The organism is Acidaminococcus timonensis (genome assembly GCF_900106585.1).
GTDB lineage: Bacteria > Bacillota > Negativicutes > Acidaminococcales > Acidaminococcaceae > Acidaminococcus > Acidaminococcus timonensis.
Genome location: NZ_FNWH01000006.1, coordinates 265796 through 283991, shown reverse-complemented (window position 1 = coordinate 283991; position 18196 = coordinate 265796). Strand labels below are relative to the sequence as shown.

The following is an 18196-nucleotide window of genomic DNA, read 5'->3' as shown; positions in this document are numbered from 1 at the left end:
TATCCCTCTCAATCTACATCAACTTTATCAACCCACTCTGCTTCCCCACCATGTTTAGGAACAGAATACACATTTCCTGTTTTGGGATTCCAATATAAATCTGCTTTCGACTTGCCTGTTTGCTTTTTTACTTCTCTAGTGTACTCTTCACCTCCAAGTTCATCTATTTTTTCTCCATTTTGACTCAACCAACCAATCCCATTATTCCATTCTGCAATTACTTCATTCGATGCATTTATAATCAAATTATCTTGTTGTGTAAGTCCCAATAAGAATGTTATAAATGCAATCTCTTTTGAATTTAAATCAAATGCTTCGTCATTCCACTTCGTCCCCCCAAGGCTCACATTGCTCCCGATGCTGCTTTCTCCGGTCACTGCCCCCACGGCACTTCCTACCGCGGCGCTGATGGCCTGGACCAGGTCCGGGTGCTTTTCCACCCAGGCTTTCCCCTTAGCAGCCAGAATCCGACCGTTTACGTATTCTCCCACACCTCCGGCCAATGTTCCGGTTGCGATCTTTCCGCCTGCCAGGGAACTGAGCAGCCCTCCGAAAATGCTGTGGGCCAGGATCTGTTCATCACTGCCTTCCTGCCAGCCTTTCCGTGCGGCCAGTTCATGGATGGCCCGGTTCCCCACTTTGCTCAGTTCGTTCACCAGTTCCTGCTTTTCCTGGACTTTCTCCTTGTCAAAGATGGTCGCCAGTTTCTGGAGGCTGTTTTTCGTGTCCCGGTTCAGCTGTTTTACCGGCTGGATCTGTTTTTCTCCCTCCCGGACGATGATGCTTCCGGCAGAGATACCGGCTTTTGTGGTGCTTTCTGCCCGTCCTTTGACAGTGCTCACCACTTCAGGATAGAGTCCCCGTTCATTGAGTTTCCGCCGGTCTTCCTGTCCGGTCCGGGTAGTGGCAGAAAAAGCCACACCCTGTCCATCCGCTTTGTAGGACGCTCTGTTTTCCACATCTTCCCAACTGAGTGTTCCCGTTTCCAGACGGTTCTTTTCTGCCGGGGCATCGCTGTGGATCACGGCTCCCTTCAAATGGGTATTGCCCCCTGCCTGGATCTGGAACCCCTGGTCTCCTGCATAGATCCCCGCCTGTTCCGTCACACTTTCGTAATCGGAACGAAGGATCTGTTTCTGGGCGCTGCCACTTCCGGAAACATGGCCTCCTCCGGCAGAGACGGAAATTCCCCCTCCGGTATTCCGGCTGGCATAGGTTTCCCGGTCCTGGAGGCTTTCCAGACGCAGATTCCTTCCGGCTTCCACCTGTACCTGCCGTCCTTCCATCCGGCTCCCGGTCAGGAGAGTGTCCCGGCCGCTGACGGTATGGAGCTGTTCCTGGGCCTTTACTGTACTTCCCTCATAGGTCATGCGGCTTTCTTTTTCGTTCTCCCGGCCCTGGTTTCCGTAAAGGTCATATCCGATCCCGGCATGGTTCTTCCCCACGCCCAGAGTCACACCGGCTCCGGCACTTCTGGTGCTGGAGCTGGTTTCTCTTTCCAGGGTATTTTCTGCCGCTTCCAGGGTAAGGTCTCTGCCGGCTTCCAGGCGGACGTTCTTTCCGGAGAGGGAGGAACCTTTCAGTGCCAGGTTTTCCTCTGCCCCGACGGATACGTTTTCCTTCCCGGCAATCCGGCTTCCTTTGGCACTGCGGACTTCCGCCTCGCTCCGGCTGATCAGAAAGAAAATATTATCGTCATTATTGCTTCATTTGTCCTTTCTGATTCCCATTGGCGCTTCCTAAAACAGTGTTGGAGACCCGGATTCCAAATTTGAACAGTTTAGCTCACTGGTTTCTGCTACATTTCGAATATATATCTACATATTATTTTTTCCCCATCTTTTATAATCTTATTCAAAATATGCATTTCATTATCATTGAATTTCGGAATATAAGGTCCCACATCTTTTTTCTTAAATAAATTACAACCATGAAATAATTTATAATATATTCTATTTACAACAGGACTTTTTCTATTTCCAAGGAAATTTATTCCTAATGTCTTAGTAATATCAGCTGTTAAATTCCAAAAATCCAATACATTTCCTAAGTTATTATTAATAACTTTTATTTTTTCAAATTTACATATATATTTATTATTTATATCCAAATTTATATTTTTAGAACATGCATAACTCAGTGCTTCTCTTTCACTTTTAAAAGTCACAATTTTACGATTAATATCACAGTATATTCTGTCTGTACGATTTGTCATCCAAATGCAATATTTTACTATATTATTGGAACTAAATCCAAGAAGATAGTACTCCATATTTATGATTCCTTTCGATCCCCTGTTAGCATCGGGTGATTTCAGCCAAATTATATCGGGTTAAAATCGCCAAATTTCATCGAATTAAAAAAGCCAAAAGTCATTGCGAAGTGTCTTTTCTGTTCTAAACTGATGGTACCCAACGCATCAGTTTAAAGGAGAACTATGAAAAAAGATACTAATAGCAATGACCCACAGATCATTCTATCACACGCTATCGAAGATATGAAGTCGGAAAAAGGCGAAAACTTCGATATTAACAAGCTCAACCTTGCAGAGCTTGAACGCAGAACCGGTTTTTCCCGTGCTAAACTTCGTCGCTACAAGAAAGATGGTTTTGTCATCAAACCTCATGCTCGTACAGGTAAACGAGCTACTACGACTGTTCTGTCGGGTTACACTGGCCTACTGGATGATCTTTTAAGAAAAAACGTTACAAATGCTTCTGTCTGCTATGAAAGATTACAGGAGCATGGGTACTCAGGTGGTCAAACACAAGTCAGAGTCTATATTGAGAACCACCAGGATCTGATTCCACCTAAGCGCCTTCTTGTTGCCCCTCAGGGTAATCGAGGCAGACGTTATAGTACAGCGGCTGCTGAGGCCTATCAGATGGACTGGGGATTTATAGACATTGAATGCTTTGACGGAAACCATTATCGTTGTGCCTGTTTTGCGATGATCTGTCATCACTGCGGCGAGCGATATATCGAGTTCTTTCCAAACGCCAAACAGGAAAACCTCTTTATCGGAATGATTCATGCTTTTGTACTCATGGGCATTCCGAAGTATGTTCTGACAGACAACATGAAAAGTGTTGTTATCGGACGAGATCCGGATAAACATCCGATCTGGCAGCATGACTATGAAAACTTCATGAAAACGGTTGGTTTTGAAACAAAACTTTGTAAACCTCGTCATCCCTTTACGAAGGGCGCTGTGGAGAGACTGATTCGTTTTGTCAAAGACAACTTTATTCCAGGACGAGTTTTCAGCAACATAACCGAGTTAAACTATCAGGCACTTTCATGGTGTCGTTTCCAAAACAGTCGATATCATCGAGCTGTGGATTGTGTTCCGGAAGAAAAACATAATCGGGAATGCATGCAGTCAGCATGTATTCTGGAACCGACACAGGAACTGATGTTTTATCTTTGTCCGCCGCGTCTGATCTCTTTTGATGGCTTTGTGAACTATGAAGGACGTCGTTTTGGAGTCCCATACTGGTATCAGAAGCGAATCTGTCGTGTTCAAAGGCGAGAGTATGAACTCACGATATATGATGAAGACTTAAGCCGAATCCTCACTGTTCATGACGTGACATGGAGCAAAAGAGATAGCTTTTGCCAGGATCAGTATGTTTCTGCCCAGCCTGAAGAGTTTCCTTCAGTACCTGTGAAATCAAAAATCATGCAGATTGAGGAGAAAACACCAGCTTCAGATTTTTCCAAATTTAACTTTGAGGAGGGTCTGTGGGATGAATGATGTGTTTTCACGATTAACTGCTGATATCGAATCTCTGAAGATCAGTGCTTATACGAATGGACTATGGGATCTTCTGGATTCCAAAGCGATGAGCGCAGATCAACTGGAAGCGATAGCTCTTGTATTCGATCACTTACGTTTTGAAAAGGAAGAAACCATTAGGAATACGCTATTAAAGATGAGTCGTCTTCCATTGAAAGAACCAAAGACCTTTAAAGGATTTGATTTTTCTCAGGTCAAAGGAAAACAGGTCGAAGCACTAAAAAATCTTCCTTCTTTAACGGCTGTGAATGCCGGAAGAAATCTGGCATTTATCGGGCCACAGGGTGTTGGAAAAACTCATCTGGCAATGGCTTATGGAAGAGAATGCTGCCTTCATGGGTTAAAAACTTACTTCATGAAAGCAACGGAACTGAATCAGCGATTAACCGATGCAGTGAAATATGGCCGAGAGAGTTCGACCATAAATGGCCTGGTTAAGCCATCGTGTCTTATCATAGATGAGATAGGTCGATGTGTATTCAACAAAGAGGCAACACGGATGTTTTTTGATATGGTGGATCGAAGGTACAACAAAGAAGGTCCGAATACTATGATCTTTACCAGCAACATGAGTCCAAACAAGTGGGGAGAATACTTCAGCGAAGATTCTTCCTTGCTGTGTGCTTTAGACCGCATCTTTGATGATGCAACGGTATTCATGATGAAAGGTAAAAGCTATCGCGGAAAGCGTCTGGAAACGATAGCGATTGAAACCGGTACACCCAAACCGGTTGTTGCAACTAAGGATTAAACTATCAACTACTGATGCGTTGGTTTTTTTAATCCGATGAGAATTGGTTGTTTTAGCCCGATGAAATATGGCTATTTCAGCCCGATGCTAACACCCCATATTTTCTAACTTTATTATATTCACTGCCCGGCCCTTTAGGATAATTATTTTCACCATAATGTCCATCTAGAGCTCTTTTAGCAAAGTCATTACCAGATTCATTTTCTCTCTTTTGATATCCTTCATTTATAACCCATGAAGGTATATCATCGGCCGCATTTTTATGTGACTGTCGTGTTTTTTTAGCAAAAGTTACTAAATCTTCAGGCAACAAATTTTCATTTGCAATAATTGTCTCAGCCATTTCATCCGTAAAGTCATCGTACATTTCAACAAGTTCACTAGTATTTGAATCAATAACTCCAATTACATTTCCAACAGCATCAACAATTTGCTTTCTTCCTTCTTCAACCTGAATTAATGTCAGCCCAACTATTAACAAACTTGTATCGTCATAAACATTATTGATTGATTCATCATTCCACTTTGTCTCCCCAAGGCTCACATTGCTCCCGATGCTGCTTTCTCCGGTCACTGCCCCCACAGCACTTCCTACCGCGGCGCTGATGGCCTGGACCAGGTCCGGGTGCTTTTCCACCCATGCTTTCCCTTTGGCGGCCAGAATACGGCCGTTTACGTATTCTCCCACACCTCCGGCCAGGGATCCGGTTGCGATCTTTCCGCCTGCCAGGGAACTGAGCAGCCCTCCGAAAATACTGTGGGCCAGGATCTTTTCATCACTGCCTTCCTGCCAGCCTTTCCGTGCGGCCAGTTCATGGATGGCCCGGTTCCCCACTTTGCTCAGTTCGTTCACCAGTTCCTGCTTTTCCTGGACTTTCTCCTTGTCAAAGATGGTCGCCAGTTTCTGGAGGCTGTTTTTCGTGTCCCGGTTCAGCTGTTTTACCGGCTGGATCTGTTTTTCTCCCTCCCGGACGATGATGCTTCCGGCAGAGATACCGGCTTTTGTGGTGCTTTCTGCCCGTCCTTTGACAGTGCTCACCACTTCAGGATAGAGTCCCCGTTCATTGAGTTTCCGCCGGTCTTCCTGTCCGGTCCGGGTAGTGGCAGAAAAAGCCACACCCTGTCCATCCGCTTTGTAAGACGCTTTGTTTTTCACATCTTCCCAGCTGAGTGTTCCCGTTTCCAGACGGTTCTTTTCTGCCGGGGCATCGCTGTGGATCACGGCTCCCTTCAAGTGGGTATTTCCTCCCGCCTGGATCTGGAACCCCTGGTCTCCTGCATAGAATCCCGCCTGTTCCGTCACGCTTTCATAATCGGAATGAAGAATCTGTTTCTGGAAGCTGCCGTTTCCGGAAACATAGCCCCCTCCTGTAGAAGCTGAAATTCCACTTCCCGTATTCCGGCTGTCATAGGTTTCCCTGTCCTGGAGGCTTTCCATGCGCAGATTCCTTCCGGTTTCCACCTGTACCTGCCAGCCTTTCATCTGACTTCCAATCAGGAGGGTATCCCTGCCGCTGCCGGAATGGAGCTCTTCCCAAGCCTGTACCGTACTTCCCTGGTGGGTCAGCCGGCCTTCTTTCTCGTTTTCCCGGTTCTTGTTTCCATAAAGGTCATACCCGATGCCGGCATGGTTCTTCCCCACGCCCACAGTTACACCGGCTCCGGCACTTCTGGTACTGGTGTCAGCGTCGGATTTAATTAGCTAAGGGGTGTATTAGCCCGATGATAACACATAATGGGATATTTTCATTCTGGAAAAAGATTGTGAATGTCAACCAAAAAGTGAGCCACTTGCTCACGAATTTTTGAGCCACTCATGCTCATGAAAAAGTGAGCCATCTGCTCACAAATTTTTGAGCCACTTAAGCATTCGTCATCTTCCGTTTGCTGCTGTGCAAACGGTAAGACTGTCCATTCATATTTAAAACACTGGAGTGGTAGGTGAGCCGATCGACCAATGCGGCAACCAGCGTCTCGCTGGCAAACATCTCCGTCCATTTGGAAAACTCCAGGTTTGTCGTAATCACTGTACTGGCTCTTTCACTCCTTTCGGCAATCACTTTGAACAACATTTCAGATTCTTCCTGGCTGAATCTTGCATAACTTAATTCATCTATGAGCAGCAGGTCTGCTCCGCTCAAAGTTTTTTCCATCTTGCGCAACTGGTAATCATCATGGGCTTCACATAGCTCAGTTGCCAGCGTTGTGGCATTGCAGAAAATGACCTTCCAGCCCAGCAGACAGGCTTTCACTCCAAGGGCTGTCATCAGATGTGTTTTCCCCGTCCCCGGATTACCGATCATCACCAGGTTCTCATGCCTCTTTATGAAATCGCAGCTTGCCAGCTGCTTCACATATTCAGGCCGAACATGTTCCAGCCTTGTGAGATCAAACTCTTCCAGGGTCTTGAGCATGGGAAAGTGCGCTCTCTTCAGCCTGCGTTGCTGCTGTTTTTCCTGACGGGATGCATATTCCCGCTTCATCAACCCGAGCACGAATTCTTCCAGGCTTTGTCCGGGGCGGAATTTTTCCGCTGGTTCACCGACGTCTTTGAAAGTGGGAAGTTTAAGCTGTTTCGCATAGAAACGGAGTGCTTCCTTTACACCTGCGTCCTGCACATAGTGCCTCCTTCCTGTAAAAGCTGGTCATACATTGAAAGATCTGTCTGCTGCACTTTTACCGGGTCGGTAAGGATATGCGCTTTCCTGTCGGAAACCATAAATTGCTCTTTGTGCTCCCAAAAAGCGTTCTCTCCGTCGGCAGCACATAGCCGCAGAATCTCAACCAGCTGTTCGCTGCTGAATGCATTGGTCTCCAGGAACTGTAGCAGGGCAGCACTGAGGTTCTGCCGTACCGGTTTTGCTTCCAGGATGCTGCGCGGCTTGTATTCCAGCAACGGCAGATAATGCGCAAGTTTCAGAATCTGCTGGTTTTGCCCATAGTTTCTGGCGTGTTCAGCAATCAGTTCCCCCTTGGCAAAGATCCGAATCTGTTCAGCATAGGCTCGCACCGTGACCTCCTGTCCCACATATTTCACGGGCACAGAATAATCGTTAGCGACGAATCGAACAACAGAAAAGGGTGTTACTCGGCAGACTGCTGCTCTGCTTGCATCAAAAGGGCTGCCCGGCAGTGGGCAGAGACGTTTCTGGTCTTCCAGGAGCAGATCCTTTACAGGGTTCTCCCGTCCAGGGATTTTATGCGTATTCGCATACACCTTGCATTTATCCAGCAGGAGTCTGTTCAATTCGTCCAGCGCATCTACTCTGGGTACAGGGACAAAGACATTCCGGCGGACCCAGCCTACGAGATTCTCCACCAGTCCTTTTTCATTTCCACTCCGGACATTGCAGAAAACGGTATGGAAGCAATAATGGGCTGCAAATGCTTCATACTTTTCCTGGGCAATGGCTTCTTTGCCACCTTTTTCCTTAACGGCTACCCGGTCATTGTCAAAAATGACCTTAGCAGGGACGCCCCCAAAGAATTCCAGAGCTTTTCTCAATGCTTCAAGTAAAGCTTCCGTATTCTTCCTGCGGAAACAGACCACGAAAGGAGCACAGCTGTAGCAAAGGCGGGCACAAAAGAAATTGACTTTAGTACGCACTCCTTTGAGGTAAACCACAGCTTCACCCCAATCAATCTGCATCGCATCACCTGGAAGGTGAGCCAAAGGGACGAAGGCTTCCTGAAGATTGCCACGTAACAGATGAACGCAGCGCCGGACTGTGCTTGCACCTCCTGTAAATCCAGTTCCTTCTACCAGGCGGTCATAAATCCGCTTGGCTGTGTGGTGCTGCTTCTTATTGGGTTCTTTCGCATCTTCATCCAGACAGCTCTGGATGAATCGAGTCACCTCCTCTGTAATCACTGCAGATGTCCGATGATATTCGCAGCGGATGCCCGGGAGTGCATTTCCTTTGCAATACTTGGCCACAGTATTACGGGAGATATGCATTTCTCTGGCAATCTGGCGGATAGATTTTCCATCGCGAATGTACATCTGGCGAATTTGACCATAATCTTTCATAGTGATGACCATCCTAACATCAATCCCCTTAGAATCAAATTACTGACTCTAGTATAGGGGAACTTGTTTCAGAGTGGCTCACTTTTATATTAGCATTCACAAAAGATAAACAATTATATACAACGTCCATATTAAAATATTAATAAAAGCACTATATCGATACCCATTTTTAAAAGCTTCATATTTTTTTAAATTTAATATTTCTTTATTCTCTTCAATAACTTTTAATCCTTTAAAAACTAGTAGGTAGCTCAATCCCCAAAAACACCAAGGATTATAGTAGAATAACATCCTTTTTAAGCAGAAATTTACTACGAGCATGGCTAAAAAATAAATTTGCATGAGGGTTCCTAGGATTAATATAAAAACACCATTATCATTTTTTCTCTTACTACGCAAACTTTCATATGTCGTTTTCATCACAATGCCGCCAAGTACAAACACTGCACAAGTTAGAAACAAAGCATTCATTTCACTCCTCCAAATTAAATATATTTTTCTTAAGATAATAACTAATGTAGTCTCCTAAACTTGCCCCCATACTTTGTGCTAAGGTTTTTCCAATAAATATCATCAATACTGGTTTGTTATAATTAAGTCCAGCATTCCAATTTATTGTTTTGATTAAGTTTACTCCTAATACATCACCTAAAGCAGAACCAGCAGTATCACTAATAACGGCTATCCCTAATTTTTTCCCCTCATAATTTTTGCTTTCTTCCACAATCGAAATTACAAAAGATGCTTTTCCTGCTAACCCAGCCGGTATTTTACCATAAAAGCCATTATTTAATTCAATACTTTGATCAATAGAACTAATAGCTAAATTAATATTAAGTGCATTTCTTAAATCAAACCATTTTTCCGCTTCATTTAAAGATGTTGTATCAATAATCGTTTTATTATAAAAAGTTGAACTTAATAAATCTATAGAGTATTCATTTAGTTTATTCATCCATCCAGTTTGAGGCCCTATTTTCGTGTTTATGATATTCCATAATTCCGGATTATCGTAATTGTATTCCACACCAAACCCCTTAGCATACTGAGCCAACGCATAGCTCAGACCTTGGTCAGTATTGATACCTTGTGCATTGAAAAAATCTTCCAAAGAAGAATAATTGATAATCTGAGAAGAAATGATTGGATTTCCGCCTTCTTTTAGTTCTGTACTGATATAATCCGTGTTCAGGCCATCATTGTAATACAAGTCCTTAGCACAATAATATTTTAATTTCTGGACAAACTCTTCTTGCGTCAATTCACCATTTTCATATTTTTCGATATCACGTAAAAGATATTGCTGGTCCTCATGTGGCAGGAAATTGTACCTTGTCCCGCTTCCTGCAGACGCTGTTCCCATTCTCCAGTCTCCGCCGACCAATTTTGCTGCCGTGCCGCCAATTACCATACTTGCCCATTGTTGCAGCTGCGGGTTCGTTCCAGTCCATTTAGCCATTTCTTTTTGCATCAGTTCATTAACTGCAGCTGCACCCCCTCCAACTATAAATTGATTTCCTGTCAATTTTCCCATGATTCCACCAATCATTGCATGGAGAGTCGTTTTTTCGATTCCTCCCTCTTTCCATCCATTTTTTAGGCCTATATCCCCAATCGTGCGAAAAGCCAAAGCTCCAAAGGCTCCCGCCAATTCTTTCCGTTCCCTGATTTTTTGTTTATCAAATATCTCTCCCAGCTTTTGGAGTGCCTGTTGGGTATTACGGTTCAATTTATCCAATTCTTGCTTTTGTTCTTCGGAATTTCGAATTGTCATATTTCCTTGCGCTATTCCTGACAAAGTTTCACTGCTTTTTCTACCTTTCACGGGAGTATCCTGGATTGGTGCAATACCGCCATAATAAGTGGTTCCATTTTTCCCACGGATTCCGCTGATTCCGCTTTGCATACCCTCACTGTTTATAGAATATGCGGCTTCATTCCTCAAGTCTTCATATCGCAGGGTTCCTGTAGACAGAGTATTTTTTGCTGTTTCTGCCTGGCTGCTTATGACAGCGCCTTTTAAACCTGTTTCTTTCCCTACTTCCAGGGCAAAACCGTTTTGGCCGGCATAAATCCCGGTCTGTTCTTTCACGCTCCGGTACCGGCTTTCTGTGTTTTCTCGCGACAGGCTTCCCATGCCGCTGAGCGTACCAGCTCCCAAACCATAATCGGCGGAGAAGCCGGCAGACTTCCGTTTTTCCTGATACGTATGAGTATCCTGCAAACTATCCAGCTGCAGATTTCCGCTTACCTGGCCGTTTACGCTTTCCCCAGAAAGGGTGCCTCCCGCTATATGGATATCTTTTCCAGTAGTAAAAGTAAGTTTTCGGTCTGCTTGTACAGCAGCATTTGTATAATAACTTTTTTCTTCCTGGCTTGTTCCCTTCACCATGCCGCCTTCTGCCGAGATTCCCACCAGACCGGTCCTTCCCATGGAAATTCCCACGTTTCCGCCTTTTGCGCTTTCCTTTTCCTGAATCGTTTCCTGATTCTTCCCGGCCTGCAGGAAGATATTTTCTCCAGCTGACAATTCCACGTTCTGTCCGGAAACCTGGCTTCCTTTCAGCAGGATATCCTTGCCATCTGCCTTCAGGGTTACGTTGCCTCCCGCCTGCACCTGGCTGCCACTGGCACGCGTTCCATTGATTTCCACCGCATGGGAGCTATGCTGGGTTCCCATGCCCAAGTTCAGGGTCACTGCCGTTTTCCCCACAAAAGGCAGCTTTTCTTTAGCCGCTTTCATCTTATCAAAGGCTTCACTGGCTTGCTTCCCTTTGCCAAAGATATTGGCATAGCGATACTCCTGGGCTGCTTTTTGTGCTGTGTCCCAGCTTTTCTGGATGTCACCCAGCCCTTTGGCTGTACTGAGGGCGGCCTCCGTACCATATAAAGCAGCCAGTCGGCCATCCCGCACTGTACCGGCTCTTTGCGCCAGAGTTGATACTGTACCCGCAGCATCCATATAATCTCCACCCAGCGATGCCGTGAGACCGGTCCGCCGATATTCCTGTTTTTCCTGATAGTGATAGGTGTCTTCCGCATTTTCAACCTGGATTTCTTTCCCGGAGAGGGTAATATCCTTACTGGCCAATATGCTGCTTCCCCATGTCTGCAGGCGATTTCCCGCCTCCAAATTCACATTTCCCCCGAGGCTTCCCAGCGTGCTCCCCACCTGGGTATGGGTTTCCTGCTGCACCTGCCCGCTTTTCTTTTCGCTGCCGATCAGGATGCCCATTCCGGCTCCCATGAGACCTTTTCTCTTTGTCTTCTGATAGACTCCAGAGATATCTTTCTGGTCCACCGTATCCAGACTCAAATCACCACCTGCCTGCAGGCGGATATCTCCATCTGCGGCCATAGAAGTTCCTCTCAGGGTAAAATCGTTTCCTGCTTTGGCCATGAGACTTTTCCCGCTGAGGGCTCTGCCCAGGATGACTTCGTGCTGTTCATCGCTCCGCGTTTCCGTACTGCTGCGGCTTACAAGGCTCCGTTCTCTGTGGCTCAGGGCATACTGGTCCCCGGCGTAGGCTTTCCCTGCTTCCAGGGTCAGATTACCGCCAGCCTGCAGCTCCACTTCTCCCTGGGTACTGGAAATCTGGGCAGCTTTCAGCGTCATATCGTCCCCGGCTTCCAGCCGGACATCCCCTGCTGCTTTCATAGTCGTCCCCATTTCGGTTCTTCTCTGGGTACGCAGGTAATTTTTGCTGTCCAGGGTCATATCCTTATCGGACGAAAGCTGCAGAGTTCCCAATTGTAAAGAACTCCCTGCTTTGAGGATGGTCTTTCCCTGCTCTCCCAGGTTCTGCAATACAGCGCCGGATACTGTCAGGTCTTTTCCAGACTGCAGCAGCAGTACTCCAGCTTTCCCGGTGACCGCGATTCCTGCCACCTGGTCCACCACATCCTGATGGGCCAGTCGATTTTCCGTGCTCCGGATGTGCAGTTCATCATCTGCCAGGAGTTTTACCTGTGCGTTGCCCCGGATTTCTCCGGTAGATTCCAGATTGCCCCGGGTATGGGCAAACAGGCTGTCTCCCTGGAGAATACCCAGGTTCTTCAGGCTCCCGGCTTCAAGGATCACTTCTTTCCCCTGCAGAGTCCCTTCGTTGGCAATGGCCACCTTGGTCTCCACCCATAGTTTTTTCCCGCTGACCAGGCTCCCATCTGCTTTCAGTTCCAGTTCCCGGTTGGGCCGCAGATAGACCCGGGGAATCAATACTTCATAGGGTTTTCCTTCGTAGGTGATGGTCCGATTTTCCAGCCACACCATATCGCTGGTCAGCTGGGCCATTTGTTCTTCGCTCAGGACGATGCCGGGTTGCAGCCCTGTCTTTTGGGCATAGAGGCCCCGGCATCCATCAGGGCCCGAAATTCACTTTCTTCATCGCTGTACCCTTCCAGGTACCGGTTCCCGGTCCGGTCCAGGATCTGCTGGCGGACCAGCATCCCTTCATAGAACCCGTCGCCCAGCCGTTTGGGCACTTTGTCCGGGTCCCACTGGAGCTTTTGGAAGAAATAGTCAGAGGAAAGGAACTGCTTCCTGCTGGTGAACTTCGGATCCGTTTCCATCAGGTACCGGGCCGTGCTTTCCGGATGGACCTGGTACAAAGAACCGGTCAGCAGATTCTGCCACTGTTCTTTTCCCTGGGCTGCCTGGGCAAAGGAAACCCCAAATGGATCCAGGAAATGGCTGACGGCCTGCCGTTGGCTCTGGCTGATTTCTGTTTTTTCCGGAGCCTGGCCGCTGCCATCCAGCACCTGAGAGATTCCCAAAGAAGCCGGCGCCCCCTGTTCCACCTGGGGCGTCATGAATACCCGGGACTTGTACCCTCTCCGTCGGGATTTGTGGGGCCAGCCCCGTTTGTATGTATAACTGCCCTGGGTGGTACCAAAAGTGACGGTGTACGTCTGGTTCTCTTTGGCCAGATTGTCCAGTTTTCCCTTTATATGGAGGGTCCCTCCGGAAGCAAGCTGGCTATTCTCATTGGTCACATTCCCCTGGATTTCCAGGTTTTCCCCGCTGGCAATGACTCCGGGACGGCTTTCTGTCACTTCCCGGTGGCTGGTTTGGGATTTTGTGCGTACGAAAGTCAGGTTGTAGATTTTCTGACTTTCCACCACCCCGATGGAGGCATTATGGTTTCGCACCTGGGCATTCCAGGCATCGATTTTTTCATTGAGGGTATCCAGGATCTTCTGGTATTCCTGATCCCATTGGGACTGGGCGGGATCCCCGTTGGCCGGGCGGGGTGTTGTCATGGACGCAACGCCCATCTCCTGGAAAATAGGGTCATCATAGGCGTAGTTGGGAGCACGGGTCCCCACCAGATCAGCCGGGATGGGGGCTTCTCCATTTTCCAGCTCTTCCCGGGTCCGCTGCTGGATGATGCCATAGCCGGCCCGTTCTTTTTCTTCCTGGTAGCTGCCATGATGGTAGGCTCCATAGCCACTGCCCAGATTGCTGAATTCGCTTTTATCAAAGGTCTGTCCCTGTTCCGGGTGTCCGGCCTGATCGATCCGAATCCGTTCCGGATTATCCGTAAGATTCCCCACCACCCGTTTCACAGAGAAAAGGTCATTTTCGTTCCGGATAGATCCGGCCGTGAGGGTCATATGCCCCTGGCTTTCCACCCGGCCGCCCTGATTGAGGATTTCCCCGGAAGCGGCCAGTTCCATGGTACCGCCGCTGTACAGCAGGCTGTCCCTGCTGTTCCGGATGGTTCCCGCCGAAATGGACAGATTTTCCCGGGCTGCCAGGGTTCCAGGAGCCATTTTTTCCAGTTCCTGTTTTTCTCCATCCACCTGTTGTTTACGGCGGTCATATTCCCGGCTGGCCTCCTGGATTCTGTTCTCATAAGCCTGAACTTCTCCTTCCGAAGGGAAGGCCGTCACATCGGTCCGGACGGTTTGTTCCAGAATATCTTCCTGCTCCCGGAGCTGTTTTACACTTTCTTCCAAGGCCTTCTCTCTGGCTTCATCCCTTCGGTTGATGACCTGGTGGGCCCGGAGGGAAATATTGTCCCCGTAAATCCGCCCGCCGGCTTCATTTACAATCTGTTGTCCCTTCAAGCTGGCCTTCCTGTCCGCCGCCACAAGTCCCGTATTGTGGAGAACCTCTCCTTCAATTTCCACATTCTTCCCGCTGATTTCAGCGCTGTTTTCCACCTGTTTTTGGGCGTGGAGAACCAGAGTACCGCCGCTTTCCATTTTTTTCCGGTTGCGCACGCTACCCTGGGACGAAAGGAGAACATCTCCTCCCGCCTGGATATTTCCGTATTTTTCTTCACTATTCTCATTGGTCATGTCCTGCTTAAGGGCAATGGTCACAGTTCCGCCGCTGGTAATATTCCCCTCAAGAGGCATGGCTTCCGCCTGCACCATGACGGCTTTCTCTCCATGGAGAAAAGCCCGGCTGATGTCCGCGTTCCCGGCCGTTACAGAAACGTTGTTCCCCCCATACAGGTAACTGTCCTGGAGCCGGACTTCTTCTGCCTTCAACTCCACGTTTCCGCCGGCGTTCACCTGTCCCTTTTCTCCCTGGTACCGGTTGGCCTGGATGGCGATGTTCCCCGGCTCCCTCACCTTCTTTTCCTTATCCAGACCGGCACTGAGGTTCCCGGCCTGGCAGATGGTTTCCCCTTTCAGTTCCAGATGATTCCCGGTCTGGATGGTCCCGGTATTCCGGATCTCCTGTCCGGCTGCCAGATAGCTGGTCTCTTTGCTTTCCATGCTGCTTCTATTGACGATGTTCCGAGTAGCCTGCACTGTCAGGTTCTTTCCGGCAGAAATCCGTCCTGTATTCTCCAGTTTTTCCACCTGAAGGGTCACGTTACCTCCGCCGGCGGTTTCCTTTTTCGCATGGAGATTACCGTTGACGTCCACCGTCAGGTTTCCAGTGGCCTGGATTTTCCCGGCCAGGTTCACCCCCAGTCCTTTTTCCGTTCCCACCAGATAAATGCTGTCTCCATACATGCCGCCCACAGCCGCCACGTCCAGGGCAAATTCAGGTGCTTCCTGGGAAGCAGCTGTTTCAAGAGGCTTTGCCTGAAGGGTATCTGCCGCTACCTGATTTTTCCCTGTGACCACCTGCAGCCTGTTGGCCCAGATCCCGGCGTTGATTTCAGCCGCCCGGGACAAAATGGCCAGGCTGTCCGTATCTTTTCCGCTCAGGCCTTTTCCTTCCACGGTGACAAAACCGCCGGATACCTGAAAACGATCCAGTTTTCCCTGGGCATCAAAGCCCGGTTTCCCAGTGGTCAAAAGGGCCCGGGCTGTATTGAGGAATCCGCCCCCGTTTACGGCGATCCCGTTTGGGTTGGCCAGAATCACATCCGCCCGCTGCCCGGCCACTTCCAGGTATCCGTTGAGACGGGACAGATTGCTTCCGGTCACTTCGTTCAGGATGATTCGGGCAGGTCCTTTGGCCAGGTTGGGATTTCCCTGTACATATCCGGCCAGCTGGGTCTTGCTGAGGGTGTAGGAATTGTTCAGGATAGCCCCTTTTTCCGGAACATTGAAATCCCTGTACTGGTTGTGGGAGAGTCCGTCTCTGGGCGGTGCAATCTGGACCAGAGGCAGTTTGTTCCCGGTTTCCAGCACCTGGGGATGGCGTCCGGAAGGAGCCTGGGGATCGACCTGTATCGGGGCTCCCAGAACTGGCTGCGTCCAGGTCATCCCGGCCAGGATGCAGGCAATGATGGCTTGTGCTTTTTTCTTAGTCATAGGATAGTTCTTCCTTTCCGGGTTCCTTAAAACCGCCATCCTGCAGAAAAGCCGCAGGTCACACTTTTGGTGGGATATCCCTGGGGCTTGTACAGAGGGATACCGGCAAATACATCATAGAAAAGTTCCGTGTTCCCGAAAGGAATCGTCCCCCGCAGGCCCACTACACCCCCGGCAATGGTCCTGCCAGTCAGGATGTCCGTACTGGGACCGTAAACAGCCCCTCCATCGGCTCCCACATACACTTCTCCCCAGGATGCCACCGGACAGGCCACTTCGTTCCGGAGATACCATCCGCTCTCTCCCATCAGGGTGTATTCCCCATCAAAGCCCCGTACCGTGTACCGGTTTCCCATACTGATGTCGTCCAGGCCATAGAGCCTGTCCCCTTTCATGGTCCACTGGCCGTGGAAAGAGGCGGTATAGGTAGCTTGCTGCTTTCCCAGCTGGAAAGGTTTCTGATAGTCCACATCCAGCAGCCACATATTGTACCGGGTCTTGGGACCCTCTCCATAGGGATTTTCCGGCTGGGCACCCAGCCAGGCCACCCCCATCCGATGGCCCAGACGGGTATAAAGGACACCGCTGCCCAGATAATCCCGGAGGTTCCAGCCTGCTTCCACAGCTGTGGTGTGCTGGGTCTGGATATCCAGTTCCCGATGGTCCAGATAACTGTGGGAATCCCGTTTCCGGATGCTGAAGTCCAGGCTCTGTCTCTGGGTCCGGGACCGATAGACTACATGATCCCAGGTGAATTTTCCCGTTTTGGTCAGCCCTTCACTGAGAAAGGGAAAGGGCTCCAGGTGAACCCGCTGATGATACTGGTACCGGCTGAAAGAAAAGGTGAAGGTATCCCAGCCATAAGGAATGGAATAGGAAACAGCCTGTCCCCTTGTACCTTTTTCCGTACCGCTTCGGGTGGCATCCCCGTTCAGGTCAAGCTGCAGTCTGTCATTCTGGAAGAGCGGCTGATCCCAGCTGATTTCCGTATTCCACTGGCTCTTTCCCGTGCTTTTCAGCCCGGAATCGTCTGTGGAAACCAGGCCATACACATTGTTCTTTCTTTCCACCTGCAGTTCCACATCCGTGGCAAAGTCTTCCCTGGCAGGCACCAGGTTCATCCTCACTTTCTGGGAAGGAAGACGGTTCAGCTGTTCCATTCCCTGTTCCAGTTTCCGCAGGTTCAGCACGTCTCCCGGATGGATGGGAAAAGCCCGGGCCATGCTGCCGTACACGGCCGTCCCATCTGGATTCCGGAATCCATGGAAGATTCCTGCCTGAAGAATCAGACGGAGAGTCCCCCCATTCAGGTTCTGTTCCGGAACCAGGACCCGTGTGGTCACATAGCCCCGGTCCAGCAGCTGCTGATTCAGTTCTCCGGCCAGACGGCTGATGGAGGCACCATCCAGTTCCCGATGGAGATATTTGTTCGTAATCCTGTCCATCCAGGGAAAAGCAATGATATTCCCCTCCATCTGAATCCGGTCTATCTGAAAACGTACGGGAGAAGACGGCAACTCCGCCTCCGGGACTTCTTGTTTTTCCGGCTGCCGTTCTCCCGGGTTTTCCAATCTCTCCATCCGCTTTCTCTGTTCCTGTCTGGCCTGCTGCAGCTGTTCCTGCTGCAAAAATGGATTGGGCGCAGCAAAAACAGGGCATGCCGTCCCCCACAGCACACCCACTGCCCCTATAATCCCGGTCCATTGTCTACCCATGATCCACAACCCCCGTTGTTTGTTGATACTTTCTGGGTTCAGTATACCGTAAGGGTCTTTTTATGACAAGATTTTCATTTTTTCACAAAAATATTCATAAGGTGGTTAATCTCAGGGAACTATGATACAATGAAAAAGAGCTGTCCATTTGGTCAGCCCCGTTGATTAGAAGGTTTAAG

Annotated in this window: 11 protein-coding genes and 1 pseudogene; 2 read left to right on the top strand and 10 right to left on the bottom strand. The window is 48.8% G+C overall.

Going from position 1 to position 18196, the window contains the following annotated elements:
• Positions 1 to 8 precede the first annotated feature (8 nt).
• Positions 9 to 1676, bottom strand: a complete 1668-nt coding sequence (locus BQ5462_RS05195; RefSeq protein WP_268873081.1) for a hemagglutinin repeat-containing protein — start codon at positions 1674 to 1676, stop codon at positions 9 to 11.
• A 122-nt stretch (positions 1677 to 1798) separates the two neighbouring features.
• Entirely contained in the window at positions 1799 to 2272 is a 474-nt protein-coding gene (locus BQ5462_RS05190) for a hypothetical protein (protein ID WP_012939110.1), read from the bottom strand.
• Positions 2273 to 2437: 165 nt separating this feature from the next.
• Here BQ5462_RS05190 and istA (BQ5462_RS05185) point away from each other — a divergent pair, with 165 nt between their 5' ends.
• Positions 2438 to 3757, top strand: coding sequence for an IS21 family transposase (gene istA / locus BQ5462_RS05185; RefSeq protein WP_071142347.1), 1320 nt, complete (start codon positions 2438 to 2440; stop codon positions 3755 to 3757).
• Complete coding sequence (locus BQ5462_RS05180) at positions 3750 to 4550, top strand: ATP-binding protein (RefSeq protein WP_205407931.1); 801 nt, start codon at positions 3750 to 3752, stop codon at positions 4548 to 4550. The genes istA (BQ5462_RS05185) and BQ5462_RS05180 overlap by 8 nt, the downstream gene beginning before the upstream one ends.
• A gap of 76 nt (positions 4551 to 4626) precedes the next feature.
• Here the strand turns inward: BQ5462_RS05180 and BQ5462_RS05175 are convergent, their stop codons facing one another.
• From BQ5462_RS05175 to BQ5462_RS05145, 8 genes and pseudogenes are all read right to left on the bottom strand, one after another.
• Entirely contained in the window at positions 4627 to 5784 is a 1158-nt protein-coding gene (locus BQ5462_RS05175; RefSeq protein WP_235819578.1) for a hypothetical protein, read from the bottom strand.
• A 168-nt stretch (positions 5785 to 5952) separates the two neighbouring features.
• Positions 5953 to 6249: pseudogene (locus BQ5462_RS11660) on the bottom strand (hemagglutinin repeat-containing protein); the annotation flags it as partial.
• A gap of 163 nt (positions 6250 to 6412) precedes the next feature.
• On the bottom strand, positions 6413 to 7168 hold the full coding sequence (gene istB, locus BQ5462_RS05170) for an IS21-like element helper ATPase IstB (protein WP_012939112.1): 756 nt from the start codon (positions 7166 to 7168) through the stop codon (positions 6413 to 6415).
• Positions 7150 to 8592 (bottom strand): IS21 family transposase, encoded by a 1443-nt coding sequence (istA, locus tag BQ5462_RS05165; protein WP_041666252.1) that lies wholly within the window; start codon positions 8590 to 8592, stop codon positions 7150 to 7152. The genes istB and istA (BQ5462_RS05165) overlap by 19 nt, the downstream gene beginning before the upstream one ends.
• 84 nt (positions 8593 to 8676) lie before the next feature.
• Positions 8677 to 9051 carry a hypothetical protein gene (locus tag BQ5462_RS05160; RefSeq protein ID WP_041666253.1) on the bottom strand — a complete coding sequence of 125 codons (375 nt, stop codon included), beginning with the start codon at positions 9049 to 9051 and terminating at the stop codon, positions 8677 to 8679.
• Between the two features lies 1 nt (position 9052).
• Entirely contained in the window at positions 9053 to 12871 is a 3819-nt protein-coding gene (locus BQ5462_RS05155) for a hemagglutinin repeat-containing protein (protein WP_071142345.1), read from the bottom strand.
• 11 nt (positions 12872 to 12882) lie between these two features.
• Positions 12883 to 16302, bottom strand: a complete 3420-nt coding sequence (locus tag BQ5462_RS05150; protein ID WP_071142344.1) for a two-partner secretion domain-containing protein — start codon at positions 16300 to 16302, stop codon at positions 12883 to 12885.
• A 26-nt stretch (positions 16303 to 16328) separates the two neighbouring features.
• A complete protein-coding gene (locus BQ5462_RS05145; RefSeq protein WP_071142343.1) occupies positions 16329 to 18017 on the bottom strand; it encodes a ShlB/FhaC/HecB family hemolysin secretion/activation protein in 1689 nt (562 codons plus the stop codon).
• Between the last annotated feature and the right edge of the window lie 179 nt (positions 18018 to 18196).